This window comes from Sphingomonas faeni (assembly GCF_024273235.1).
Classification (GTDB): domain Bacteria; phylum Pseudomonadota; class Alphaproteobacteria; order Sphingomonadales; family Sphingomonadaceae; genus Sphingomonas; species Sphingomonas faeni_A.
On the sequence record NZ_JANBVH010000028.1, the window covers coordinates 1 to 24,394 of the forward strand.

Below are 24,394 nucleotides of genomic sequence, written 5' to 3' on the forward strand. Positions count from 1 at the left end.
CTTTGCGTGTTCTACCCCGTCAGCCGCGCCAGCAGCGCCCGCAACTGCGCCGGCTTCACCGGCTTCTGCAATACATGCAGCCCGGCACCCAACAGCCGGTCGCGCAGGTCGGGTTCGCGGTCCGCGGTGATGATCACCGCCGGTGTCGGCCGGTCGAGCGACGTCCGCAACTGCGCCACGACAACCTCCCCGGTCATGCCGTCACCCAGATGATAGTCCGCCAGGATCACGTCGACCGGCGCGCCCGACAAGGCGATCGCTTCTCTGGCCTCGGACGCGCCGACCGCGGTGAGCACATCGCAGCCCCAGCCCTCCAGGACGGCGCGCATGCCCTCCAGGATGGTCTCCTCGTTGTCGATCACCAGCACGGTGCGCGCGGCGATCCCGCGGGGGGCGACAGGGTTGGCCGCGCGAACCTGACGCGTGCCCTCGACCGCCAGCGGCACCGTCACGCAGAAGGTCGACCCAGCCCCGATCGCCGATCGTACGCCGATCGGGTGGTCCAGCATCCGCCCGGCACGTTGCACGATCGCGAGGCCCAGTCCCATGCCGCGCTCATGCCCTGCGTTCAGCCGGCGAAACTCTTCGAAGATATCGGCATGGTGCGCGGGATCGATCCCGGGGCCGGTATCGGTGACCGCGATCCGGACATTGGCTCCTTCGTGCCGCGCGGCCATCACGACGCCGCCCTGCCGCGTGTAGCGCAACGCGTTCGACAGGAAGTTCTGGAGGATCCGCCGCAGCAGGCGCGCGTCGGAGCGGACCCAGGCGGTGGTCGGCTCGACGGTCAGCGTCAGCCCGCGCGTGCCCGCTGCCAGCGCGAACTCGGCCTGCAGCGCGTGCAGCAATTCGCCGAGCGGTACGTCGACGATCTTGGGCGTTACCGCACCTGCGTCGAGCTTCGAGATCTCCAGCAGCGCCTCCAGCAGATCCTCGATCGAGTCGAGCGCGGAGCCGGTCTGTTCGACCAGCGTCCGGTTCGCGGGCGCCATCCGCCGCATCGCCAGCGCCGAGACGAACAGTCGCGCGGCGTTCAACGGCTGCAACAGATCGTGGCTCGCGGCGGCGAGAAACCGCGTCTTCGACAGGTTCGCCTGTTCCGCGGCGGTCTTCGCCTCGCGCATCGCAGCTTCCGCAGCGACGCGTTCGGCGACCTGCTGCTGGAGCTCGATATTGACCACGACGACCGCGGCGGTGCGTTCCTGCACCCGGCGTTCGAGCGTCTCGTTCGTCTCGCGCAACGCCGCGGCCGCACGCAGCCGGTCGGTGACGTCGTCGAAGCTCATCACCATGCCGCCACCGGGCATCGGCAGTCGCCGCACCTCAACGCTACGGCCGTCCTCCAACGCGCGAATCGCGACGATCTCCGGCTCGCCCTCGCTGAGCCAGCCGAGCGTGTCGGCGGCATCCGCACGCGGCAACGCGGTGCGGCACCACTGGATCAACGCGGCATGATCCGCGATTTTCAGCCTCGCCCGCGTCGGCTGCAGCTTGAGGAACGCGAGCAGCGGATCGTTCCACGCGAGCAGCGCACGTTCGCGATCGAACACGCACACGCCCTGCGGCATCGCATCGAGCGTCGCCTGCAGCACGACCGCGCGCTCGGCGAGTTCGCGCGCGCGCAATCGGGCATCCTCGGCTTTGATGTCGGTAATGTCGGTATAAACGCCGACGACGCCGCCCTCGGTCGTCCGCCGCTCGTTGACTTGGATCCAGCGGCCGTCGGCAAGCGCGATAACCTGGCCACCCTCGGCGATCTCGTGCGCCGCGCCGCGCTCCGAAATCCAGCGGTCGGGCGCGACCATCGCCCCAAGCATCCCGCTGGTCTCGCCGATCCTGCCAAGAATCTCATCGAAGCGCACGCCGGGCACGATCTGGTCGGCGACCTTGGGCCAAAGCGAAAGATAGGTCTGGTTGCACAGCACCAGTCGGTCTTCCGCATCGAAGATCGCGAACCCCTCGTTGATCGTCTCGATCGCATCGCCCAGCCGGCGGCGCGCGCTGTCTGCGGCTTCCTTGGCCTGCGCGAGTTCGGCATTCGTCGAGGCCAGTTCGCCAAGCGCGCGTTCGAGGTCGGCGGTGCGTTCGCGGACCTTGCCCTCCAGCGAGATCGCGGTCTCGAACACCGAAAAGGCATTGCCGCGCAGATCGGTGGATCGCTCGACTCGACCCATCAGCGATGCATTGATCCGCGCGAGTTTCCCCAGCTGGATCTCCAGCGCGGCGACCCGGTCGTCGCCATGGCCATCGGTGTCCGCGATCATCGCCCGATCGCCAGTCCACTGAACGTCTGGTTGACGTGCAGCGCATGATATTGCTCGCCGTACGTGTTGAATCCGACGACTCCGCGGTCGGCGAACAGCGCCGATACCGCGCTGCGCAACTGGCGCTGTTCGACTTCGACATTGTTCAGGACGCAGTCGAAGCCGAGGATACGGTCGATCCCGCCGACCGAACGATCGAGATCCTCGAACAGCTCGTGGAGGTTCTGCATGATGTCGGTCGCTTCGCCCAGCGTCAGGACGATACCCTCGTCGATCGCGCAATAGAAGGTGAGGCTGCCATCGGGGTTCGCGGTCTGGATCGATCGCACGAAATATTCGCCGCCTGCGCGGACCATCGGCGGATGTGCGGCAAAGTGGTTGGGGCTGAGTTCCGCCACGGTCGTGCCGATCAGCCGGGCATATTCCTCGACCGCGGGCTCGGCATTGATCTCATGAACGATGCGCGTCACCGGGTCGGCGACGGTGATGACCATCTTGACGTCGCCCGGTCCATAATGCTGCGCGCGAAACACCTTCATGCGGCGCGAGGACGACAGGATCGCGACGATCGCGGCGTCGCGGCGGAATTGGCCTTCGTAGAAGACGAACGTCTCGCGGAAATCGAGACCATCGCCCGACGATCCTCCGATCAGCGGGACTTCGCCGAGCGCGTCCTGCAACGTCAACGTCAGCATCTCTTCGCGGTGCGAAAGCCCGTCGACCAGGAAGATCGCTGCGTGGCTCGGCGTGTCGCCCAGTTGCGGTCCGGGCAGCGCGGCAGTGGCGACCATTGATCGCACCGTCTGTTGCGCGACGCGGGAATCGAACGTGTCGAGATTCTCGAAACAGGTCGCGCTCAACCGGAAATCGCTCGCGGGAAAGCCGATCGCGGTGATCGTGCCCTCGTCCAGTCCGTTTGGCGTGATCTCGCCGGACGACGTGCAACCGACGATCGTCAGACCCTCGGCACGGCTGCCGATCGCTTCGGCCAACGCATCGAGCGGATATCGGCTCGAACAGAACAGGACGATGCCGGCGAGCTCGGGCAGATCGAGCCGACCGAACAGATCGCGGATCGCCAGCTCGGGATCGGTGACGTGGGTCGCGGCGACACGGATCGGTGAGGACGGCGCACGCGACGGGTGAGGCGGAACGAACATCGCCGCGATCATGTCATGCTCGGGCAGTCTCGTCATCCGCCGATCGACCGGGTCAGGCGCCACGCTCGGGCGGGCCGGCCGCGTCGAGCGCATCGACTTCGGCGTCGGTGAAGACGCGGCTGCGGATCATGAAGCGCAGCCCCTCGGGTCCCTCGAGCGAGAACCCCGCGCCGCGCCCCGGCACGACATCGATCGTCACCTGGGTATGTCGCCAATAGTCGAATTGCGCGGCGCCGATCCAGACGGGGACGCCACCTTCCGTCGTGCCGGGCGCGATACGCCCGAGCAGGATGTCCTGCGTTCCGACGCGGAATTCGCCTGCCGGATAGCACATCGGCGCAGACCCATCGCAGCAGCCGCCGGACTGGTGAAACATCAGCGGGCCGTGTTGCGCGGCGAGCTTTGCGATCAGCGCATCGGCGGCGGCGGTCGACAGGACCCGGGGCGGAGCGAGCGTAGCAAGGGTCATGGAGCCAGCCTTTAGAACGGAAAAATGCGGCGGACCCTGGGGCCCGCCGCAGCGCGGTCGCGAGATCATGAGAGAAAGGGGATCCGATCTCGCGTGCGTACCAGAAGCTGAATCAGAAGAAGCCGAGCGCCTTGGCGGAGTAGCTGACCAGCAGGCACTTGGTCTGCTGATAGTGATCGAGCATCATCTTGTGGTTCTCGCGGCCGATGCCCGACTGCTTGTAGCCACCGAACGCGGCATGGGCAGGGTAGAGGTGGTAGCAGTTGGTCCATACACGGCCGGCTTGGATACCGCGGCCCATCCGGTAGGCGGTCGTGCCGTTGCGCGACCAGACGCCCGCGCCGAGGCCGTAAAGCGTGTCGTTGGCGATCGCGAGCGCGTCGGCTTCGTCCTTGAAGGTCGTGACCGCGACGACCGGGCCGAAGATTTCCTCCTGAAAGACGCGCATCCGGTTGTTACCCTCGATGATCGTGGGTTCCATGTAATAGCCGTCGGAAAACTCACCGTCATGCTGCGCGCGTTCGCCGCCGGTCAGGATTTTGGCGCCTTCCGCCTTGCCGATGTCTATGTACGACAGGATCTTCTCGAGCTGATCGTTCGACGCCTGCGCGCCGATCATCGTCGCGGGATCGAGCGGCGAGCCCATTTTGATCGCCTTCACGCGCTCGATCGCGCGCGCGATGAACTTTTCGTAGATCGATTCCTGGATCAGCACGCGGCTCGGGCAGGTGCAGACCTCGCCCTGATTGAGCGCGAACATCGCGAAGCCTTCGAGACACTTGTCGAAATAATCGTCGTCGGCGTCCATCACGTCGGCAAAGAAGATGTTGGGCGACTTGCCGCCGAGTTCGAGCGTGACGGGGATCAGATTCTCGGTCGCATATTGCATGATCAGGCGGCCGGTGGTCGTCTCGCCGGTGAACGCGATCTTGGCGATGCGCTTGTTCTGCGCGAGCGGCTTGCCTGCCTCGACACCGAAGCCGTTGACGACGTTAAGTACGCCGGGCGGCAACAGGTCGCCGATCACGTCCATCAGCACCATGATCGACATCGGCGTCTGCTCGGCGGGCTTCAGCACGACGCAATTGCCGGCACCGAGCGCGGGAGCAAGCTTCCACACCGCCATCAGGATCGGGAAGTTCCAGGGGATGATCTGGCCGACGACGCCCAGCGGCTCGTGGAAATGATAGGCGATCGTGTCGTGATCGATCTCCGAGATGCCGCCTTCCTGTGCGCGAACGCAGCCGGCGAAATAGCGGAAATGGTCGATCGCGAGCGGAATGTCGGCGTTGGTCGTCTCGCGGATCGGCTTGCCGTTGTCGATCGTCTCGACCATCGCGAGCAGATCGAGCTTTTCCTCCATCCGGTCGGCGATCTTGTTGAGGATGTTGGCCCGCTCGGCCGGGCTGCTCTTGCCCCAAGCGTCCTTCGCCTTGTGCGCGGCGTCAAGCGCCAGCTCGATATCCTCGGCGGTGCCGCGCGCGACCTGGCACACCGTCTTGCCGGTGACGGGGGAAGGATTGTCGAAATACTGGCCCTTGGTCGGCGCGACCCACTCGCCGCCGATATAATTGTCGTATTTCGATCGGATCGCGATCTGACCCTTCAACTGGTCGAGTGCCTGCTGCAGCATGGTAATCCCTCCTCGGTACAATGATCCGCGCTTCGGTGATTGCGGACGTATCTATGGCTTGCAGCGACCATCGACCCGTCGCGTCGCGGGCGCCATTGCACCAAAGGGCAATTGCGGGATTGCGCCGCAGCGTGCGTGAGGGGGACGTCAGTCGCGGATGGAGCCGCGCGCGTTTCAGGAGAGTATCGCATGAAGCTTACCATCGCATCGCTGGCCGCCCCCTCGCTGATGATCGGCGCCCTGTTCGCCGCGGCGCCAGCGGCCGCCAAGGACGTCACCGTGCACATGAAGACCAGCGGGAAGGGCGGCATGATGGTGTTCGAGCCGTCCTTCATCAAGGCGCAGCCGGGCGACGTGATCCACTTCGTCCCGACCAACCCGAGCCACAATGCCGAGACGATCCCGACGATGCTGCCCGACGGCGTCGCACCGAGTGCGGGCCTGATGAACAAGGAGTTCGTCCTCCCCGTCACCAAGCCGGGCATCTACGGCATCAAGTGCAAGCCGCATTACGCGATGGGCATGGTCGCGGTCGTCCAGGTCGGCAACGGCCCGTCCGCGAACCTCGCCGCGGCCAAGGCGGTGAAGGTCCCAGGATTGGGCGGCAAGCGCATGGCCGCGGCTCTGGCACAGGCCAAGTAAGATGGCGGGTATCCTGCTCGTCAGCTATCCAGCCACCGAAGGCGCGAGCTTCGATCGTGACTATTATACGGGCACGCACATGCCGCTCGTGGAGGAAAAATGGGGACCGCTCGGCCTGACCGACGCGGTGGCGCTGTTTCCCGACGACGATGCGCCGGCTGCCGTCGCGGTCGCGGTACTGACCTTCACCGACGGGGCCGCGCGCGATGCGGCGATCTCGGGATCGACTGCGACGACGGTGTTTGGCGACGTTGCCAACTTTACGACGATCACCCCCGCGGCGCAGCGCCTGACCGGTTGATCGAACCCCTAAGTCTGGGTCCCCGCGAAGGTGGGACCCAGACCGGGCACCCGCCTTCGCCGATGAACGTTCGTTAGTAGGCGTGAGTTCGAAACGGTAGGGCATCGACAAGCGGCCGCCCGCTTTCGCTCCAGCCATCGGTACCGTCCGCATACCAATAGACCTGCCCATACCCAGCCTTCGCCAATCGACGCGAGGCATTCCAGCTCATCCAGCAGTCTGCGAGGCAGAAGACGATCAGCGGACGCGGATCGCGCTTGCCGCGCAGCGAGGCAATGCCCGTCTCGAACCATGTCGCAATGCCGGGATCCACCACCCCGCGCCCCGCTTCGGGAAACCAGTGTGCGCCGGCAATGCTCGGACGCGGCCTGGCAAGTCGCCAAACCCCCGTTGCCGCATCGCGTACGCCACCCTCGGCAGGCATGACATCGATCAGGATGGCGTGCTTCTTCGCCAACAGCCGTGCGACGGTCGCGGTGTCGATTCTCGGTACGCCCTCGGGCGCAGCGGGCACGATCGCGCGGTAATGGGCGGTCCGGTATCCGGTCGCGGGGTCGGTGTCGGGAGCAGGCGCGACCGATTGCCCAGCGACTGCGACAGCGACTGCGGCAGCGAACATCATCATCCGGATCACGGCGGCTATCCTCCCAAAGTCGGATTGTAGCGCAAGTCTCTCTTCCGTACCTTTCTACCAAGGTATGAAGACACTTGGCATCTTGCTCGCAGGCCTTTTGGCCATCCCCGCCACCGCCGATGCGGCGTTGCCGAAGGATCAGCTTGGCTCGCCGATGTGGGGCTATGTCGGCAAGCAGGTGTTCGGCGAAAACGCGGTCGTCCGGTTCGATCCGCGGGTAAAGGTCGACTTTCCCAAGATCGCGGAGAATCAGCGTTCCTTCCCGGTCCAGGTCGATGCGCGCGCGATACCCAACGTCGTGCGGATCGTGATCTTCGCCGACATGAACCCGATCCAGCAATCGATCGACTTCAGCTTGGCGAATGCCGAGCCGTTCATCGCCACGCGGATCAAGCTCGACCAGCGCACGCCGGTACGCGGCGCTGTACAGTTGAAGGACGGCAGCTGGCTGGTTTCGGGCGGTTGGATCGATGCGGCGGGCGGCGGCTGTTCGGCACCACCGGTGAGCCGCGTGAAAGGAGACTGGGCCCAGCATCTCGGCGAGTCCCGTGGTCGGCTCTGGGAAAATGCCGGTGCTGCGCGCGTCATGCTGTCGTTCCGGCATCCGATGGATACCGGTTTCGTCGATAATATCCCGGCCTATTATCTCGAACGGATGACGGTCACCTCCTCGGGCGGTAGCGCGATCGGCACGGTGCATATGCAGGCGTCGGTTGCCGAGGATCCGGTCCTGACGCTCATGCCCAAGATCAAGCCCGGCGAGTCGGTCTCGTTCGACGGTCGCGATACCAACGGTATCGAATATGCCGGCATTGTGACCGCAGCGACGGTGGGTGCAGCAGTGCAGGGAGCAGGTCGCTGATTCACCGACGAGCATTCGTCGGCGGCTGCCTGGCGAGCGTTGCGGGAATGCCGGTCGCGGCAGCCGCGTTCCACTATGACCTGAAACCGGAGGTCGTCGCCGATGGCATCTGGGTGATCCGCGGCGCCGACGATGCGATCCTGATGGGCAATGGCGGCGCGATCGCCAACGTTACGATCCTGGATACCAAGGATGGCGCGGTGCTGGTCGATGCCGGCCCGTCGCTGCGGTATGGGACCGAACTTACAGCGCTCGCGAAGAAACTGACCGGCAAGCCCGTCGCGCGCGTCTATCTGACGCATCTCCATCCCGATCATACTTACGGCGATGCCGCGTTCCAACCTTTGCAGATCGCTGCGACGCCTGCGCTGATCGCAGAGCTGAAGAGCGAGGGGCCGGGCTTTTCGGACGGTATGTACCGCTTGCTTGGCGACTGGATGCGCGGGACCGAGTTGCACATCCCCGGTCATGTGATCGCCACACCCAGCGAGACGATCGGCGGTCGTACGCTACGGATGCTGGCGTTGGCCGGGCACAGCGGTGCAGACCTGGCGATCTATGACGAGGCGACAAAGACGCTGATCGCCGGCGACCTGGTATTCCACGATCGCGCGCCATCGACTCCGCATGCCGACCTGCCGCGCTGGCGTACGTCGCTCGATACGCTGAAGGGGCTTGGTCAAGCGCGCGTCGTGCCCGGACATGGGCCGATCGACCTCACGCCGCACGCTGCGATCGACCAGACCCGCGACTGGATAGACTGGGTCGACACGGCGTTGACCGATGCGATCCAGGCGGGGCTCGACCCAGTCGAAGCCGGCGAGATCGCGATTCCTCCCCGCTTCGCGATGATGAAGGCCGCGCGCTATGAACTGCAGCGGTCGGTGTCGCATTTCTATCCGGGGCTGGAGGAACGATCGCTGCCGCTGGTGGGCAAGCGAGCCTAGGACTCTGCTTCTGGCCCGCCCGGAGACAGTGCGGAAGGGCCCTGTTATCCTCGATACGAATGAGCGGCCACGAACGCGTCAGAACCGCACTTTGGCCCCCACCTGAATCGAGCGCGGGGCACCCGGTGCGTAGAAGGTCGACGACACCAACGGCCGTTCGCCGTCAATCACCGGCCCAGCGAACGGTCGCGCGACGAAGTTGCCGCTCGCGTCGAAGCCGGTCGCACCCAGTTGCGCGGCGGTCGCATAGCGCGTGTCGAACGCGTTGTTCAGCTGTGCGAAGATCGTCAACTGGCGTGCCGGGCGGACCTCCGCGCCGAAATTGACGACCGCATACGCGTCGGTCTTGCCCTCGCCGAGGTAATACACCCCGTCGGGCTCATGCTCGTTATTCTCGTTGCCGCGCGCATACACGCCCGAGATCGCGATCATGTCCGCGCTGAGCGAGAACGTCCCGGCCGGTTTCCAGCGCGCGCCGGCCTTCAAGATGTGTCGCGGGATCAGGGGGATGCGATCACCCTTTTCGATGTCGATCTCACCCTCGAAACCGGGCGCGACACGCTCGCTCGAACCGTTGCCCGAACCGTTGACGGTCTCGCCATTGCGATAAGTCGCGTCGAGCAGCGTGTAGTGGCCGGTCAGATGGACCGAGCCGACATCGCCGGCGAGATCGACGTCGATGCCCTGACGGCGGGTCTTCCCGAAGTTGCGGAAATAGCCGAAGCCCGCGGTATCGTCGGCAACGAACAGGATGTCGTTCCGACTGACGGTGCGGAATGCGCCGAGCCGCAGCGCGATACCGCGGAGGTCGGCGTTGAAGCCCGTCTCGACGGTGCGCGCAACGACCTGGTCGAGCGGCGGATCGCCCGCCAGGGCGTTGGGCAGGCGGCAGGGGCTCTCGGGGTCCGCGCAGCCAAGCTCGATCGCCGATGGCGCTCGGCTCGTCTGGGCAAGCGCCGCATCGATCGCGAAAGTCTTGGTCGGGCTCCAGCGGACCGCGATCGCCGGGTTCACGCGGTTAAATTTATGATCGCCGTCGAGCGATCCGGTACCGCCACCCGGTTGCAGCCCGTCGCGGTTATGGACGACGGTGCGATCGTAGCGCGCGGACACGTCGACATGCAGCGTCCGACTGACGTCGAACGCATCGAGCGCGTAGGCGCTGAGCGTGGTCGTGTGGCCGGTCAAGTCGACGCGCGCATCGAACGCGTTTTCGGAATCCTGCGTGCCGTCGGCGAACGCGCCGAGGCCGGCGACCGGAACAACGCCGCGGTCGGGAGTGAGATACCCGAATTGCGACGACTGCACGAACACCGAGCGACCGTTGACGTAGCTCGCGCCCAGCGTCAGCGCGTTGAAACCGCCCGCGACCGGCGTCCTCAGCATCAGCTCACCGGTCGCGCCGAACTCGCGCTGTCGTGTGCCCGAACGGTTGGCGAGCCCGTTGCACTTCTCGTTCGGCTCGCTGTTCAGCAATGCGTTGGCGATGCAGCGCCAACTGGGGAAGGGGGTGTTGGCCTGCGTTTCGCCCACGACCGGGAAGCCGCCATATCCGGCCGCGGCCAGTGCGGCGCGCTCGGCGGCGCTGGGCTGATACAGGTTTTCGCCGAGCGCATCGTCGTTGATGTCGCCGTTGAACGTACGCGTCCTGATGTTGCGGTAAAAGGCGTTGCCGGCGAACGAGACCGTGTCGGAAAACCGATGATCGCCGGTCAGATTGATCAGATACGCGGTGTTCCGTGTGGTGTCGGGATAGGTGTAGACGCTGGACCGGTCGCGTTCGAGCAGGCGCTGATCCTGTAGCCCGTTGCCGTTGAGATCTGTGCTCGCATAGCTCCCCGACAGCGCGATGTTGGTTGTCGTATCCGACCAGCCGAGCTTGCCGAACGCCTGCCCCGCCTCCGACCGCGAGACATCGCGCCAGCCGTCCTCGGCAAAATAATCGCCGCTGAAGAACCAGTCGAGGCCGTTATCGGCGCTGCCGCCAGCCTGCACGTCGACGGTGCGGCGATCAAAGGATCCATAGCTTGCCTCGATCTCGACACCCGGGTCGGATTTGCCGTCCTTGGTCCGGACGGAGATCGCGCCGCCCAGCGAATTCCGTCCGAACAGCGGGTTGGATCCGGGAACCAGCGTCATCGAACGGATCGCGGATTTGGGGATCAGGTCCCAGCTGACGACGTCGCCGAACGGCTGGTTGACCCGCACGCCGTCGACATAGACCGACAGCCCCTGCGGCGTGCCGAGCAACGGCGATGCGGTGAAGCCGCGATAGTTGATGTCGGGCTGCAACGGGTTGTTCTGGATGTCGTTGACGAACACGCCGCCCGCCATGCGCTTCAGATAGTCGGTGATGTCGGTCGCATGCGCGGCCTCGATTTCCTCGTCGCTCGTAGTTTGCGCGGGGAAGGGCAGCGTCCCTTCGCCAACGTCGTACAGCGGGGTCGCAGTCACGATGATCTCGGGGGAGGGGCTTGTTTGCGTTTGCGTTTGCGCCTGCGCCTGCGCGTGGCCGGCAGCTGGCATCACGACCAGGGCGACACCGGCGAGCCAACGGAAACGGGTCTTCATGCTGCATCCCCCCAAACGCCTGCGATCTGCGTCGCTGAGGAAACGATAACTTGGCTGATCGACACTTACCTGAGATCGGTCTCAGGTTACGTCATACCTTGGTTGGTGGCACCAGTCGGAAGCCACGACCGCGCAGTGTCTCGATAGCCGGCGCGCCGCGAAGTTCGCTCAGTCGTCGGCGAAGATAGCCGACATAGACGTCGAGCGCATTGTCGCTGACACCGGCATCGGCGCCCCAGACGGCGGCAGCCAGTGCCGCTCGTGTAGCAGTGCCGCCATTGGCCGCGACGAGCCGCTGGAGCAGGTCGAACTCACGCCGGCTCAGCACGAGCGGGCGGTCGTCGACCATCGCGCTCCGCGAAATCGGATCGAGCGCGATATTGACGTAGCGCATCGGCGGCGGTGCGGCGTCCGCTCCCCGCCGGACGATCGCCGCCAGCCGCGCGACGAGTTCTTCGAATGCAAACGGCTTGGGGAGATAATCGTCCGCGCCGCTATCGAACCCATCGAGCCGATCCTGTAACGTTCCTCGCGCCGTCAGCATCAGGATCGGCACGCGGATTCCGTCGTCACGGAGGCTGCGGCACAGGTCCATCCCGTCACGGTCGGGAAGGCCCACATCGAGCAGTGCCGCGGCAAATCCGCCGGTCTTCAGCATAGCCGGCACCTCCCGCGCTTCGCGTTCCCAGGCGACCTCATACCCGCGCGCGGTCAGTCCACGGCTGACGAAGCGGCCGATGCCGGCATCGTCCTCGACCAGCAGGATCTTCATGCCCGCACCAAGGGAAGCTCGATCGTCACGGTACAGCCGGAGCCCACGTCACTGCCAAACCCCACGTCACTGTCAAACCCGTTGGCGGCGCGGATCGATCCGTTGTGCTGCTCGACGACCCAGCGCGCGAGGGCCAGACCGAGTCCCGTGCCGCCCCGTGATCTTCCCGCATCCGCCTGATAATAGGCATCGAAGATACGCGGCAAGGCCTCGTCCGCGACGCCGGATCCCTGATCCACGACATCGATCCGCGCCGCATCTTCCGCACGCGTAAGCCGTACCGTGACGGTCCCCGCGAACGGCGAAAACTTCACTGCGTTATCGATGATTGCAAGCACCGCCTGTTGTAGCCACCGCGCGTCTCCCTGGATCGTCATCTGCGGCACCGGAGCCTCGACTGCCAGCGCGACCTCCGCCGATCGCGCATAGCCGCGCGCGCCGTCGGCCGCGGCCTGCACCAGCGTCGCAAGATCGATCGGCTCGTCCATCAGGTGCAGTTGGCCGTCGTCAGCACGCGCCAGGGCCAGCAGTTCCGCGATGCGGTGTTCGAGGAATTCGGCGTTGGCGACGACATGCCAGAGCGCCTCTCGCAGAGCAGGCGGCTCGGCGGCGGGATCCGCCAGCGCCACTTCCGCTTCTCCGCGCATCACGGTTATCGGCGTTCGCATCTCATGACTGGCCTTGGCGAAGAACAGCCGTCGCGATTGGTCGATCGTTGCGAGTTCAGCAGTCTTCTGCGCAACTTCGTTGGCGAGCTTGCGATTGGCTGCGATCAGCCCGAATGCGCCCAGCAACGCCGATCCGCCCGCCGCCAGCACGAGCAGTATGGCCAGCACCGTCATTCGCGTCCTCAGCCGGACCATGTCGCCGCCGATCCGCCCAGCTTCGTCGCGTTCGCGCGCGACGATGATCGCCACCAGATCCGCGAGTTCGCCGCGCCGCTGTGGATTGGTGGCCAGCGCAGCAAGTCGATCCGCGTCCATCGCCTCGCGTACCTGCGCCGTGTGCGCGGCGGACGCGGTAGGCAACAGCGCCGCCTCGTCGCGGATCGACCGTGCATACGCGCCGAGATGCGGACGCAGCGCCGCAGCGTCACCGGTGTTTGCCAGCGTTTCGATCCGCGACACGGCTGCGAGCTGCGCCTGCGCGATTCCGGCGCGGTCAAAGTTTCGTCCCGCACTCGCGAGGCTCAGGATGAACGCCGTCGCCAGCGCCGCCAGCGATATCAACAGCGCAATGCAACACAGCGCAGCGAGCGTTAGCGGCTGACGTGGGCAACGTTCGATCGACATGGCCCGATCCTAGTCGTCGCGCGCCGCCGAACAAGCACGCGCGCATTGCACTAACGCACAAGGAGACTGCCTCTCACGGCATCGCCTTACAAAATCGGTTGCACTCACGACATGAACAAATGGCAGAAGTTTGGGAACGAGAACTGCCTTTCGGATGTCCGGATGTGGGTCCAGTTCGTGAAGGTAGTCATTCAGCGGGCGACGAGGAGAGGCGCACCGCCGCCAAGCGAGACATGGGCGTCAACGTCGGTGCGCACCAGCCCGGGCACCGCAAAGCTGATGTCTTCGCCATCGATCCGCTTGAACGTTGGATGTGGCCCTGAATCGTACCTCCCATGCCTTGTTCTATTGGTTCATCAGACCTTGCCCTTGGCGATCGCAAGAAGGGTCCGTCGCAACTGTTTGCTGTTAGCGTCATAGTCGGTCGGCTCATCTCACTTAAGAGCACCCGCCAAGCTCTCACCAAGCGGGCTAACTGGCCGGCTTGATTTGAGGGATCACACCCGCAGCTTGTTGACGCTCGATTGCTCGGATCACTGCGTCAACCGGGTCGCGATCCTCGTGAAAGCCGGCAAGGCGGATCTTGGTCATGTCGGAGATAACATCGGCCTCGGTGCCGAAGATGAAGTCGCCAAAGCTCCACCCCACCGCCTTCGTGAAATCGGTCTGGAGTAAGCCCGCGGATATCTGCCGCCATACGGGCTCGAGCGCTGGCATATGGTTAGTGAGCGCGAACGGGATAGGCTCGCCAATTTCGATGCCGAAATGCCGGGCAACCTTTTCCCACATGCGCCGCCAGCGGAACGGCGGGTGAACGTAGTTGAAGGCCTGGTCGGCCGCTTCACTGGCGGTAGCGGCCCATAGGCTGGCGCGCGCCAGTGCATGTGCATCCGTCACCTGAACTAGACAGTCATCGTAGGTTGTACGGGAGCCAGGGAAGCGAAACGCTGCCCCGTCCGCGGCCGACAATGCGGCGTAGGCGCCGATTACCGTCGCGATATTCATCGCATTGCCAGCTGCGTCGCCAACGACAACATCCGGTCGCAGGATCGACCATTCCGGTCCACCGGCGGCACGGCGTCGTTGTAGCTCGCGTTCCTGCGCGAAATAGAAGTTTGGTCCGATCGGCCGCGGGTTTTCGTCCTCATAGAATGGCGTCGTTACTGGTCCGAGGTGAACGCCGTAAACCTTTGCGCCCTGATACAGCACCACTCTCTCGAGCGGGGCGCTGGCAGCCTCTAAACCGTCGAGCAGGTTGCGGAGCATGGTCGAGTTGCGCTCGTCCTCCTCTGCCAAGCCTCCGCCTGGCCCATAGGCCGCATAAAAAAGGTGGGTGACATCGCTCGCTTTAGCCAGTGCAGTTCGGCTTGCCTCCGCGTCGCTAAGATCAGCAAGGATATCACCATGGCTACGCGACAGGGCTACATCATGCCAGCCTGGCGTTCCGGCGATCTCTTCGAGGAGAGCCTTGCCGATAATGCCGCCTGAACCGGCAACGAGTGCAACGTTGGTCAAGAACCTGCTCCTGGATCATTGCGGGGAGGCTAACGGAACGATCCGCTCCGCCAAACTATCCAGTCAATCGGTTCTGGCGTTAGCGTCCTCGAGGAATTTGACGCCAGCTGCATCACCTTCCTGAGCGAACGACCGGAATTGAATCTGTAAAAGTTGCCACGACCGCTTTTGGTCGTGACCGCCCTCGTTCAGCCCGGGACTCCTTGCGGTGCTGGCAGAGCAGTAATATCAGACGATCCTGACCAGAGATTGACGCCACCGTCGTCGGCAGCCTTGTCGATGGCAGCGAGTTCGTCGGCAGAAAAGTCGAGCATCTTAATCGCGTCCAAGGAGTCGTCGAGCTGTTCTACCGTGCGTGCGCCGATTAGTGCCGACGTGACCCTCGGGTCACGCAGAGTCCACCCGATCGCCATCTGAGCGAGGGTTTGGCCGCGCTCACCTGCAATATCGTTCAAGGTGCGAATGGCGGCGAGGTTTTGATCCGTGAGCAAAGACTGTGACAGCGACCCATCGCGGGTAGCTCGCGCATCCTGTGGGACGCCTTTGAGGTATTTGTTCGTCAGCATGCCCTGCGCCAACGGTGAGAAGGCAATGCAGCCGATGCCCAGCTCCTCCAGTGTTGCCAGCAAGTCCCGCTCGATCCACCGGTTCAGGATGGAATAGCTGGGCTGGTGGATAAACAGCGGGACCTTCTCCTCGCTCAGGATCTGGGCCGCCTGACGAGTAAGTCCCGGCTCGTAGGAGGAGATGCCCACATACAGAGCTTTGCCCTGTCGATGAAGTTGCACCAGTGCGCCCATCGTCTCTTCAAGCGGGGTCGCAGAATCTACCCGGTGCGAATAGAAGATGTCGACATAGTCCAGGCCCATCCGCTTAAGGCTCTGGTCACAGCTCGCGATCAGGTATTTTTTGGATGAGCCGACATCACCGTACGGCCCGGGCCACATGTCCCAGCCTGCCTTGGTCGAGATAATGAGTTCGTCGCGGTGGGCGGCAAAATCAGAGGTGAGGACGCGACCGAAATTCTCTTCCGCCGAACCATAAGGCGGTCCGTAGTTGTTAGCGAGATCGAAGTGAGTCACTCCATGATCGAACGCCCGACGCAGGATGGCTCGCCCCGTTTCGAACACATCGTGTCCGCCGAAGTTCTGCCATAGCCCTAGGCTGATTGCCGGCAGCCTCAGCCCGCTTCGGCCGGTGCGTCGATAGGGCATGCCGCTTTCATACCGGAGCGGGGACGCGACGTACGGACGAGGAAACGACATTGGTTACTCCTTGTGTATTTCTCTAACGCACGAAATCCAAACCGTTTCAGCGCAGGGTGCCCCTTGTTGAACTGCATATCGAGTGGGGAAGCGGCGACCGAAGTCGACACGGATGCTGTGCTAAAGGTGGCTAAATCAGCCAGTCGAAAGCGCGCTTCAGTTGCGCCGTACCATTGCTTTCGAACGGTCGACCGTGAGCGAAGATCACCCGGTCAGGCTCGAGCGCCACAATCGCTTGCACAGCCTTTTTAGCGTCCGCGCCACCTAGCCGTACAGGTAGCCGCAGGTAACGTGCGGTAGTGCCGTCGGTGGCAGCGGATGCCTGCATCAATAGCCGCGCGATAGGTGGCAGCTTGTCAGGATCGAGGTTCTCGATGAGGTCGACGAGCACGAGCGTCTTGGTCTGCCGGTGGAAGAACCAGACTTCGTTGAAGCCAGCACCCCCTGGCACGACGCCCTGATCAAGTGTGTCTGCCCATTCGACTGGAGCCGTCTCACCGAGTTCAGCATCGAACCGCACCGATGATGCGCGGACCTGCGCCCGGTCCTGTAGCCCAGGCGCTGCCCAAGTGGTTGCATCAGGGTAGGCCCGTTGCCAGTCGACAAGGAAAGTCCAGTGCGCGATGTTGGGTGCGACGAGATGCCGCACTCGCCCAAGTGCCTCGACGGCCTTGGCCACCTCGACCGAAAAGGGCGTTGGCGAGTGCAGCAACAGGTCGCCGTTTACGAGCCGGAGGATCGTCATGCGCACAGGTAACGTCAGGCCCATCGCGTTTATTGGCCCGCTGTCGACGATCCAGACACCCTCGGCAAAAGCTTTCGGGACATCCAGTGGTGGATAAGTCGCGCGGTGCCGGGCGTCTTTATTCTCTGGACGTCGATTAGCGCCTGCCAACGCGCAGAAACCTATGGCAGCGACGCCAACGAAGCCAGCCGCACCGACCAACCGACGCCGTCTGCGGGCTTTTGACGACGCTTGGGCGGCAAAGAAGCGTCGCATGTCGGCGAGCAGGAGCTCAGGCTGTTCCAGCGCCGCGAAATGGCCGCCTGCTGCCATTTCGCTCCAGTGAACGATGTTGTAGGTCCTGCGAGCATGCGAACGCGGGGGCGGTGGGAAGACCGGATCAGGGAAGGCTGCGACGCCGGTTGGTACCTTGATACGGCTGCCGGCGGGAAATTGGCCCGACCCCTCCAATACGCGACCTCGATACATCCAGGTCGATGTGATGAATGACCCCTCGACAAGGTAGAGCATGATGTTGGTGAGGAGCGTATCCTCGTCGAAGGCCTGCCAAAGATCGGGCCTGCCCTGTTCGTCGCGCGGCACGTCCGCCCATGCGCCGAACTTTTCGAGGATCCAAGCGGCAACACCGACGGGGCTATCCGCCATGGCGACGCCGAGCGTCTGCGGACGTGTGCCCTGCTCTTGCGAGTAACCGGTCTCCTCCTTGGCCAGCGTCGCACGTCGAGCTGCCCAGGCGAGTTCGTCTGGCGTCTTCGGCGATACGTCTGCCGCCTGGATGAGAACCATGTTGAGGTGCAGCGCGCCGACGGCTTCAGGATGATCGTGCGCCATCCAGCTTCCGATCGCTGCGCCCCAGTCGCCGCCGTGCACCAGATAGCGAACATTACCGAACAGTTCGGTCATCAGGCCATGCATGATCTCGCCAGTTCGGCGCGGTCCGATCGGCGCCGTAGGGCGCCCGGAGAAGGCGTAGCCCGGAAGCGAGGGCACCACGACGTCATGGCCGTCGGCGACTAACGGAGCGACCAGCGCTTCGAACTCGATGAATGAGCCCGGCCAGCCGTGCAGCAGAAGCAGCGGTGGGCGCGAACCATCGCCACGCGAATGAATGAAATGGACCTTTTGTCCCAGCACTTCGCTGGTGAAGTGGGGTAAAGCATTCAACCGACGTTCCTGCGCACGCCAATCGAACCGAGTACGCCAATAGTCCACGAGCCGCTTGAGGTCGGCGAGGCCGACACCTGATTGCCAGCCTCCGGCGTCCGGCAGAGCGCCCCAGTCGAATGATGCGACTTTGGCGTTGATGAGGGCGAGCCGCTCGTCGGGTACTGCGATCGTAAAGGGCTTTGCCATCTCGTGTCCTAACTTTTGGGGGTGCACCCCTTTTCAAGCCCCACCAACGCACTCGCGTACGTCCCGTTCAAATGACCAGTTGGCAGAGCACCTCAGGCAGATCGAGTAAGCACGCAGCCTTGGATCGAAGCCGACCAAATTGCGGAGATGAATGGGCGTTCGAATTGAAAGGCGGTAGAGAGAGTAAAGATTTGCGAACGGCCTTGGCGCGATATCAGAAAATTAAATAAAAGGTGCCATCGAAAGCGCGAAATCCTAGCTGTCGAAAAAGTAAAGTATGCGCTCTACGGCAGGGTATTGTTTTTTCGTAAAGATCTATTGGTAGACTAACAGCGAATTAGCAAATGTTACCAAATCAGGATATTTTACTAGAAGTCAAAGTGAGAACTTTAATAATCGATGCCAAAGACTCATCAAGCGCGAGGCCCGCGCCGAAGTGATTACTAGCAGGATTTAGCTAAGACCTAAACTGCGACATTTTTCTTTTTCGGCCTCTTTTGACGGATCCATCCTGACAGGCGTGTCTACGTGACAAGCGTTATGGAGCCCTCTATACCGTCCAATAGGCGGCATACGATCGCGCGTAGAACAGTGGGAGGATTGAACCTTTGACGACTCGCCTATTATTGTTGGCATGCTGTGCGACTGCACTGATTGGGGCCAAGACACCTGAGCCTCGACCCGCAATCACGGGTATATCGCATCTCGCTGTCTACTCGCGCGACATGGCCAAATCGGAGCATTTCTACACGCACGTACTTGGTGCACGGAAAGGTATGGACCCGGAGAACGCAGCCGGGATCCGCTTTTATTTCAGTTCTCGTCAGTTCGTCGAGGTGCTGCCCGCGCCTACCGGACACGGCGCCAGCATGCTTGCCCATGCGGCCTATCTCACGACGGACGCAGCGCGCCTGCGCTCATGGCTCGTGGCGCAGGGCATGACGGAGCTTGGTCCGGTCCGGGGCGTGGCTGGCGGCGATCGTTGGTTCGTTACGCATGATCCGGAAGGTAACGAGGTCCAGTTCGTTCAATCCGCCAGCCCGGATGCCACTGCGGTACCTGGCGCGATAAGTAGTCGCGTCATTCATGTCGGCTATGCGGTCCATGATCGCTCCAAACAGGACAGCTACTACCGCCGCCTGCTCGGCTTTCGACCCTATTGGTTTGGTGCGTTCGAGCCGACAAAGGTCGACTGGGTATCCCAGCAGGCACCGGATGGGCGTGACTGGATGGAATACATGATGATCGGGCCGGGATCAGACGTGCCGATCGCCAAGGTGAACGCCAACCAGCTTGGCGTCCTCAACCATCTTTCGCTTGGCGTGCCGAACATGCAGGCAGCCGTCACGACATTGTATCGGGAAAGCCGCTTAAGCCCGCGTCACGATGGACCCCAGATGGGGCTGGACGGCAAGTGGCAGGCCAACTTCTACGATCCAGACGGGACCCGGGTCGAGTTGATGGAGTTCCAGCCAGTCACCAAGCCATGCTGCTCCCCCTTCACCGCTGAAAGCCCCACGGACTGAAGCCAATGTGATCCTCCGGCGCGTATCGCGTCACCGCGCCGCCGAGACCCGCCAAACGACGTTGCCGGTATCATCGGCAACGAGGACCGCGCCTGCTCGGTCAACAGTAACGCCGACGGGACGACCGCGAACCTTGCCATCGGCCGACACGAAGCCGGACAGAAAGTCCTCGGCCTTGCCGCTTGGACGCGCGTTGCTGAACGGTACGAAGGCAACCTTGTAGCCATTCAGTTCATCGCGATCCCAACTGCCGTGCTCGCCGATCAGGGCACCGTCGCGGTAGCGGGGCGGAAGCGACGACCCGGAATAGAATGTGAGTCCAAGCGCCGCGACATGGCTGCTCAATGCGTAGTCTGGCACGATTGCGCGCGCGACCAGATCAGGTCGCTGTGGCATGACGCGTGGATCCACGTGACGGCCGTAATAGCTATAGGGCCACCCGTAGAATCCGCCATCGCGTACCGAAGTGAGATAATCCGGAACAAGGTTCGGCCCCAGTTCATCGCGTTCGTTCGCGACGACCCAAAGCGTGTTGGTCCCTGGGTAAAAGTTGGGGCTGTTCGGATTGCGCAGTCCCGTGGCGAACACGCGGGAGCGGCCCGATGACCGATCGATTTCCCACACTGCCGCGCGGTTCCTCTCGGCCTCCATGCCGTTCTCGGTAATGTTGCTGTTCGATCCAACCGTCGCATAGAGCAGTTTGCCATCCGGGCTCAGCGTCAGGCTCTTCGTCCAATGATGGTCGATTGGTCCCCCGGGCAATTCGGTCAACCGCACGGGGGCGGCCGTGATCCGGGTTTGACCCAGCGTATAGGGATATCGCAGGACTGCGTCGGTGGCTGCGACGTACAGATAATTGTCGGCAAAGACGACGCCGAAAGGCGAGAAGAGATGGTCGACCAGAACCGTACGCAGTTCGGGTACGCCGTCACCATTGGTGTCCCGTACCAACGTGATCTGATTGGTCCCGCCCTTTGGTTTAGCACCGTTCTGGCCAGTGGCGCGCTTTTGAACCCATGACACGATAGGGTTCTTCGGGCGCGTGATCGGATCGAGGTTCGGGCCCTGGGACTCGACAATGAGTACGTCGCCGTTCGGCAACGCCAGGACGTTTCGCGGATGATTCAGATCGCGTGCCAGCGCCTGTACGCGAAGGCCAGCCGCAGCGGTGGGTGCTTGGCCGGCACTCCATCCCACGACCTCGGCGACGTGGATGGGCGGAACCAGATATTGCTTTGATGCGGGCAAGACGGGATTGGACCCGATCTGAGAGTTGCGATCGAACTCTGCGCCGCCATCGTTGCAGCCGGAAAGCGCGATCACCGATGCCACCGCGACACCCGCGAGAAGGTTCCGGGCGCGCGCCCGTGCGACGATCACGACTTCACCCCGACGCGATGCCTGTAGACGAGCGACCCGCCAAGCCACGCACTGACCCCGAGCAACACCACCGAGATCACCGATAAGGTCAGGCCCGTCGGTACCACGCTCGTCCAACCATCGCGGCTGTGAACGAATGCATTGAAGAGCTCGATCACGAACACCCCTAGGTTGATGATCATATGCGGCGTCGCCGGACGTGCCGCGCGCACTCGCCGGTCACCGGCATAGTCGATCATCCCGGTCACGGCAGCTAGTCCACCCATCACCAACCCGGCGGTGATCAGCCAGATAGAAAAGTTGCTCCACATGATGTTTGCCGACCCTAGATAAGCAAGATCGGTTAGCAGTGCGCCTATGAAGCAAACGATCGGGAACGGTACCAGCATCGGATGGAGGGGGTGGCCAAAAAGCTTGGCCGTGGACCTTGGGTTTCCCCCGTCGGTGCGATGCTCTTCAGATCGAATGCTCATACTGTCTAAGCGTTAAACTGGGCAGTCAGTTCCCGGCCATAAAGTATCCGAGCAAGTATCGATCGTATTTAAATGTAGATCAGTACGTTTTTCCCCAAATTAACCGCCGTTCTTCGGTCATACTAACGACGATGGTACACGAGGCTAAGTAACATGAAATTTCTGACATGTTGTCGTGGCGCGCGCTTTGCGTGGTCGGCAATCGCCGTGCTGGCGTCCATCGATGTGAACCGCGCCGGGTTTGTCGGAGGCTCCAACTCCTGAGAAGGTGGAGCCATGACGAGCAAGACGACGAACAAGTTTGCGCCCGAAGTCCGCGAGCGGGCGGTACGGATGGTTTTCGATCACGAGCGTGATCACCCGTCCAGATGGGCGACCGTGGTATCGATTGCCGAGAAGATCGGCTGCGTTCCGCAGACGCTGCATGAATGGGTGAAGAAGGCCGAAGTCGACAGCGGCAAGCGTGGCGGTGTCCCGACCGAGGTGGCCGACAAGGTGAAGGCGCTGGAACGCGAGATCCGCGAGCTGCGGCAGGCCAACGAGATTCTGCGTAAGGCGTCGGCATATTTCGCGCAGGCGGAGCTCGACCGCCCGTTCCGGCGATGATCGCTTTCATTGACGATCACCGCGATGCCTATGGGGTCGAGCCGATCTGCCGCGTCCTGCCGATCGCCCCATCCACCTACCACAAGCACGTCGCGCAGCGACAGGATTCAGCGCGTCTGTCGGCGCGGGCGCGGCAGGATGTGGCCCTCAAACCCGAGATAGCTCGCGTGTTCGCCGAGAACTTCGCGGTCTACGGCGTGCGCAAGGTCTGGCGGCAGATGATGCGGGAGGGCTTTGCGGTCGCGCGCTGTACCGTGGAGCGGCTGATGCGCGAGATGGGCTTGGCAGGGGTAATCCGGGGCAAGCCGGTGCGCACGACCATCAGCGACAAGACGGCGCCGTGCCCACGCGATCACGTCAATCGCCAGTTCTTTGCGCCAGCGCCAAACAGGCTTTGGGTGTCGGACTTCACCTATGTCGCGACCTGGGCGGGGTTCGTCTACGTCGCCTTCGTCATCGACACCTACGCCCGCCGGATCGTCGGATGGCGTGCCAGCAGGACAGCACATGCCAGCTTCGTCCTGGATGCGCTCGAGCAGGCGCTTCATGACCGCCGGCCGGTTCACCGTGGTGGCCTGATTCACCACAGCGACCGCGGGTCGCAATACGTGTCTATCAAGTACACCGAGCGACTTGCCGAGGCAGGGATCGAGCCGTCGGTTGGCAGCGTCGGCGATAGTTATGACAACGCTTTGGCCGAGACGATCAACGGCCTCTACAAAGCCGAGGTAATCCACCGGCGCGGACCCTGGCGCAGCTTCGAAGCTGTCGAATATGCCACGCTCGAATGGGTCGACTGGTTCAATCATCGTCGGCTGCTCGAGCCTATCGGCAACATCCCGCCTGCCGAAGCCGAACACCAATATTATGCTGCCGCAGACAACATCGATATGGCGGCGTGACTCACAACCCAAGGCCTCCGGCAGACCCGGGGCGGTTCAATGCGTCAGCGCAGTCGGTGCCGACGATCGATACTGAGGATGCGACGTTAGGGTCGGCCAAAATATCCGGGGCCGGCGACCTTCATCCTCAACTGGCCTTCGACGTTCGCAATGGCGACTTCGCGCGAGGCAATTATGATGACGATCGTGCGGACCTAGACCGGCTGCCTGTCCATGCGCAACTCGGGGTCGCGATCGATCTGTCGCACGGCTCGGATGGCGTGGCGACTAGCTGGCTGGTGTTGCGCTCCTCCAATGGTTTTCATGCGCCGTCGACGGGAGAAATGTCGACACCGCGAATATGGTACGAGAGCAACAACCTCGCGGCTCTGGTGTTCACGCCGGTGAAGGGGCTGAGAGCCGCCGGAGTCTATACGATCAAAACGAGTCCCAACGGCGTGTCGGCCACGACGCACGAGGCGAGTCTGTCGCTTGCCTATGACGGCGATGACGTGGTTGGCAAATTGTCGCCGACCTTCGCCATCACCATGCGACCGAAGGGAGACAACGGGGTCTTCACGCTGGCGGCGATCGAGCCGGGCTTCGACCTTTCCGAGCGCAAAGACGGGCCGAAATTGAGCATACCGGTCGCGATCGGGCGAGGATGGGGCGGCTTCTATCGTTCGGGAAGTGGCAGCCGCAGCTACCTCAGCGCCGGCGCAGCCCTTGAGCAGCCATTTCTGCTGGGCACCATGCAGTGGAGTACGCGCCTTGAGGCGCTGGCAGTCGTACGTGATGATCGCCTTGCCGTGCTGAGCGGTCCACGCGGGGAAACCGGTACCGTCGTGCCGTTGATAACATGGTCGGTTTCAACCGCATATTAGGTCAAGTGCTCTAGAAGCTCCGCCAATGACCGCTCCTGGGAGATGGTGTCGTTCGTCGTGCGGCCTGCAACCAACGGCTTCATCCCACGTCGTTTCATTTCACTATCGATCATTGAGGCGCCGAACGGACATGAACAAATGTCTGAAGTTGGGAAGCGCCTAACGACTGCTGAATGTCGTCTTGTGGGTCAGGTGTGACTTTAGGTTGGGAGCGTAGAT

The 24,394-nt window shown here is 63.1% G+C and carries 20 protein-coding genes and 1 other annotated feature; of the genes, 7 read left to right on the forward strand and 13 right to left on the reverse strand.

Going from position 1 to position 24,394, the window contains the following annotated elements:
• Positions 1-11: 11 nt before the first annotated feature.
• The 4 genes from NLI89_RS14940 to adh all read right to left on the reverse strand — a co-directional run bounded on the left by NLI89_RS14940 (position 12) and on the right by adh (position 5,526).
• Positions 12-2,264: a hybrid sensor histidine kinase/response regulator gene (locus tag NLI89_RS14940; protein WP_254687745.1), complete on the reverse strand. Its 2,253-nt coding sequence runs from the start codon at positions 2,262-2,264 to the stop codon at positions 12-14.
• On the reverse strand, positions 2,261-3,436 hold the full coding sequence (locus tag NLI89_RS14945) for an FIST N-terminal domain-containing protein (protein WP_439144525.1): 1,176 nt from the start codon (positions 3,434-3,436) through the stop codon (positions 2,261-2,263). The genes NLI89_RS14940 and NLI89_RS14945 overlap by 4 nt, the downstream gene beginning before the upstream one ends.
• Before the next feature lie 40 nt (positions 3,437-3,476).
• On the reverse strand, positions 3,477-3,893 hold the full coding sequence (locus NLI89_RS14950; RefSeq protein ID WP_254687746.1) for a DUF779 domain-containing protein: 417 nt from the start codon (positions 3,891-3,893) through the stop codon (positions 3,477-3,479).
• Positions 3,894-4,005: 112 nt separating this feature from the next.
• Entirely contained in the window at positions 4,006-5,526 is a 1,521-nt protein-coding gene (gene adh, locus NLI89_RS14955; protein WP_254687747.1) for an aldehyde dehydrogenase, read from the reverse strand.
• 189 nt (positions 5,527-5,715) lie between these two features.
• Here adh and NLI89_RS14960 point away from each other — a divergent pair, with 189 nt between their 5' ends.
• Both NLI89_RS14960 and NLI89_RS14965 read left to right on the forward strand, forming a co-directional pair.
• On the forward strand, positions 5,716-6,168 hold the full coding sequence (locus tag NLI89_RS14960) for a pseudoazurin (protein WP_254687748.1): 453 nt from the start codon (positions 5,716-5,718) through the stop codon (positions 6,166-6,168).
• Between the two features lies 1 nt (position 6,169).
• Complete coding sequence (locus tag NLI89_RS14965; RefSeq protein WP_254687749.1) at positions 6,170-6,469, forward strand: EthD family reductase; 300 nt, start codon at positions 6,170-6,172, stop codon at positions 6,467-6,469.
• 73 nt (positions 6,470-6,542) lie between these two features.
• Here NLI89_RS14965 and NLI89_RS14970 read toward each other — a convergent pair whose 3' ends face one another.
• Positions 6,543-7,094: a rhodanese gene (locus NLI89_RS14970; protein ID WP_254687789.1), complete on the reverse strand. Its 552-nt coding sequence runs from the start codon at positions 7,092-7,094 to the stop codon at positions 6,543-6,545.
• 73 nt (positions 7,095-7,167) lie between these two features.
• Here NLI89_RS14970 and NLI89_RS14975 point away from each other — a divergent pair, with 73 nt between their 5' ends.
• Entirely contained in the window at positions 7,168-7,965 is a 798-nt protein-coding gene (locus tag NLI89_RS14975) for a quinoprotein dehydrogenase-associated SoxYZ-like carrier (RefSeq protein WP_254687750.1), read from the forward strand.
• 47 nt (positions 7,966-8,012) lie between these two features.
• Positions 8,013-8,912 (forward strand): quinoprotein relay system zinc metallohydrolase 1, encoded by a 900-nt coding sequence (locus NLI89_RS14980; protein WP_254687751.1) that lies wholly within the window; start codon positions 8,013-8,015, stop codon positions 8,910-8,912.
• Between the two features lie 78 nt (positions 8,913-8,990).
• On the opposite strand, the gene NLI89_RS14985 is transcribed toward NLI89_RS14980, so the two are convergent.
• The 6 genes from NLI89_RS14985 to NLI89_RS15010 form a co-directional block, all read right to left on the reverse strand.
• Positions 8,991-11,483 carry a TonB-dependent receptor gene (locus NLI89_RS14985; protein ID WP_254687752.1) on the reverse strand — a complete coding sequence of 831 codons (2,493 nt, stop codon included), beginning with the start codon at positions 11,481-11,483 and terminating at the stop codon, positions 8,991-8,993.
• A 91-nt stretch (positions 11,484-11,574) separates the two neighbouring features.
• Positions 11,575-12,255 carry a response regulator transcription factor gene (locus NLI89_RS14990; RefSeq protein ID WP_254687753.1) on the reverse strand — a complete coding sequence of 227 codons (681 nt, stop codon included), beginning with the start codon at positions 12,253-12,255 and terminating at the stop codon, positions 11,575-11,577.
• On the reverse strand, positions 12,252-13,547 hold the full coding sequence (locus tag NLI89_RS14995) for a sensor histidine kinase (protein ID WP_254687754.1): 1,296 nt from the start codon (positions 13,545-13,547) through the stop codon (positions 12,252-12,254). The genes NLI89_RS14990 and NLI89_RS14995 overlap by 4 nt, the downstream gene beginning before the upstream one ends.
• Positions 13,548-14,018: 471 nt before the next feature.
• Positions 14,019-15,062: an NAD-dependent epimerase/dehydratase family protein gene (locus NLI89_RS15000; protein WP_254687755.1), complete on the reverse strand. Its 1,044-nt coding sequence runs from the start codon at positions 15,060-15,062 to the stop codon at positions 14,019-14,021.
• A gap of 188 nt (positions 15,063-15,250) precedes the next feature.
• The gene (gene mgrA, locus NLI89_RS15005; protein WP_254687756.1) at positions 15,251-16,327 is read right to left on the reverse strand and encodes an L-glyceraldehyde 3-phosphate reductase; all 1,077 of its coding nucleotides are present in this window, start codon (positions 16,325-16,327) and stop codon (positions 15,251-15,253) included.
• Positions 16,328-16,457: 130 nt separating this feature from the next.
• A complete protein-coding gene (locus tag NLI89_RS15010) occupies positions 16,458-18,425 on the reverse strand; it encodes an alpha/beta fold hydrolase (protein ID WP_254687757.1) in 1,968 nt (655 codons plus the stop codon).
• Positions 18,426-19,054: 629 nt separating this feature from the next.
• Here NLI89_RS15010 and NLI89_RS15015 point away from each other — a divergent pair.
• Positions 19,055-19,951: a VOC family protein gene (locus tag NLI89_RS15015; protein ID WP_302675809.1), complete on the forward strand. Its 897-nt coding sequence runs from the start codon at positions 19,055-19,057 to the stop codon at positions 19,949-19,951.
• Between the two features lie 30 nt (positions 19,952-19,981).
• Here NLI89_RS15015 and NLI89_RS15020 read toward each other — a convergent pair whose 3' ends face one another.
• Both NLI89_RS15020 and NLI89_RS15025 read right to left on the reverse strand, forming a co-directional pair.
• Complete coding sequence (locus NLI89_RS15020; protein WP_254687759.1) at positions 19,982-21,331, reverse strand: PQQ-dependent sugar dehydrogenase; 1,350 nt, start codon at positions 21,329-21,331, stop codon at positions 19,982-19,984.
• Positions 21,328-21,720, reverse strand: a complete 393-nt coding sequence (locus NLI89_RS15025; protein WP_254687760.1) for a DUF2231 domain-containing protein — start codon at positions 21,718-21,720, stop codon at positions 21,328-21,330. The genes NLI89_RS15020 and NLI89_RS15025 overlap by 4 nt, the downstream gene beginning before the upstream one ends.
• A gap of 360 nt (positions 21,721-22,080) precedes the next feature.
• Here NLI89_RS15025 and NLI89_RS15030 point away from each other — a divergent pair.
• A protein-coding gene (locus NLI89_RS15030) for an IS3 family transposase (RefSeq protein WP_432715116.1) occupies positions 22,081-23,312 on the forward strand; the annotation gives its coding sequence in 2 pieces (ribosomal slippage) (positions 22,081-22,378 and positions 22,378-23,312; 1,233 coding nt in all).
• Positions 22,365-22,481: a sequence feature (AL1L pseudoknot), on the forward strand. It overlaps the preceding gene by 117 nt.
• Before the next feature lie 56 nt (positions 23,313-23,368).
• Positions 23,369-24,175, forward strand: a complete 807-nt coding sequence (locus NLI89_RS15035) for a hypothetical protein (RefSeq protein WP_254687761.1) — start codon at positions 23,369-23,371, stop codon at positions 24,173-24,175.
• The last annotated feature ends 219 nt before the right edge of the window (positions 24,176-24,394 follow it).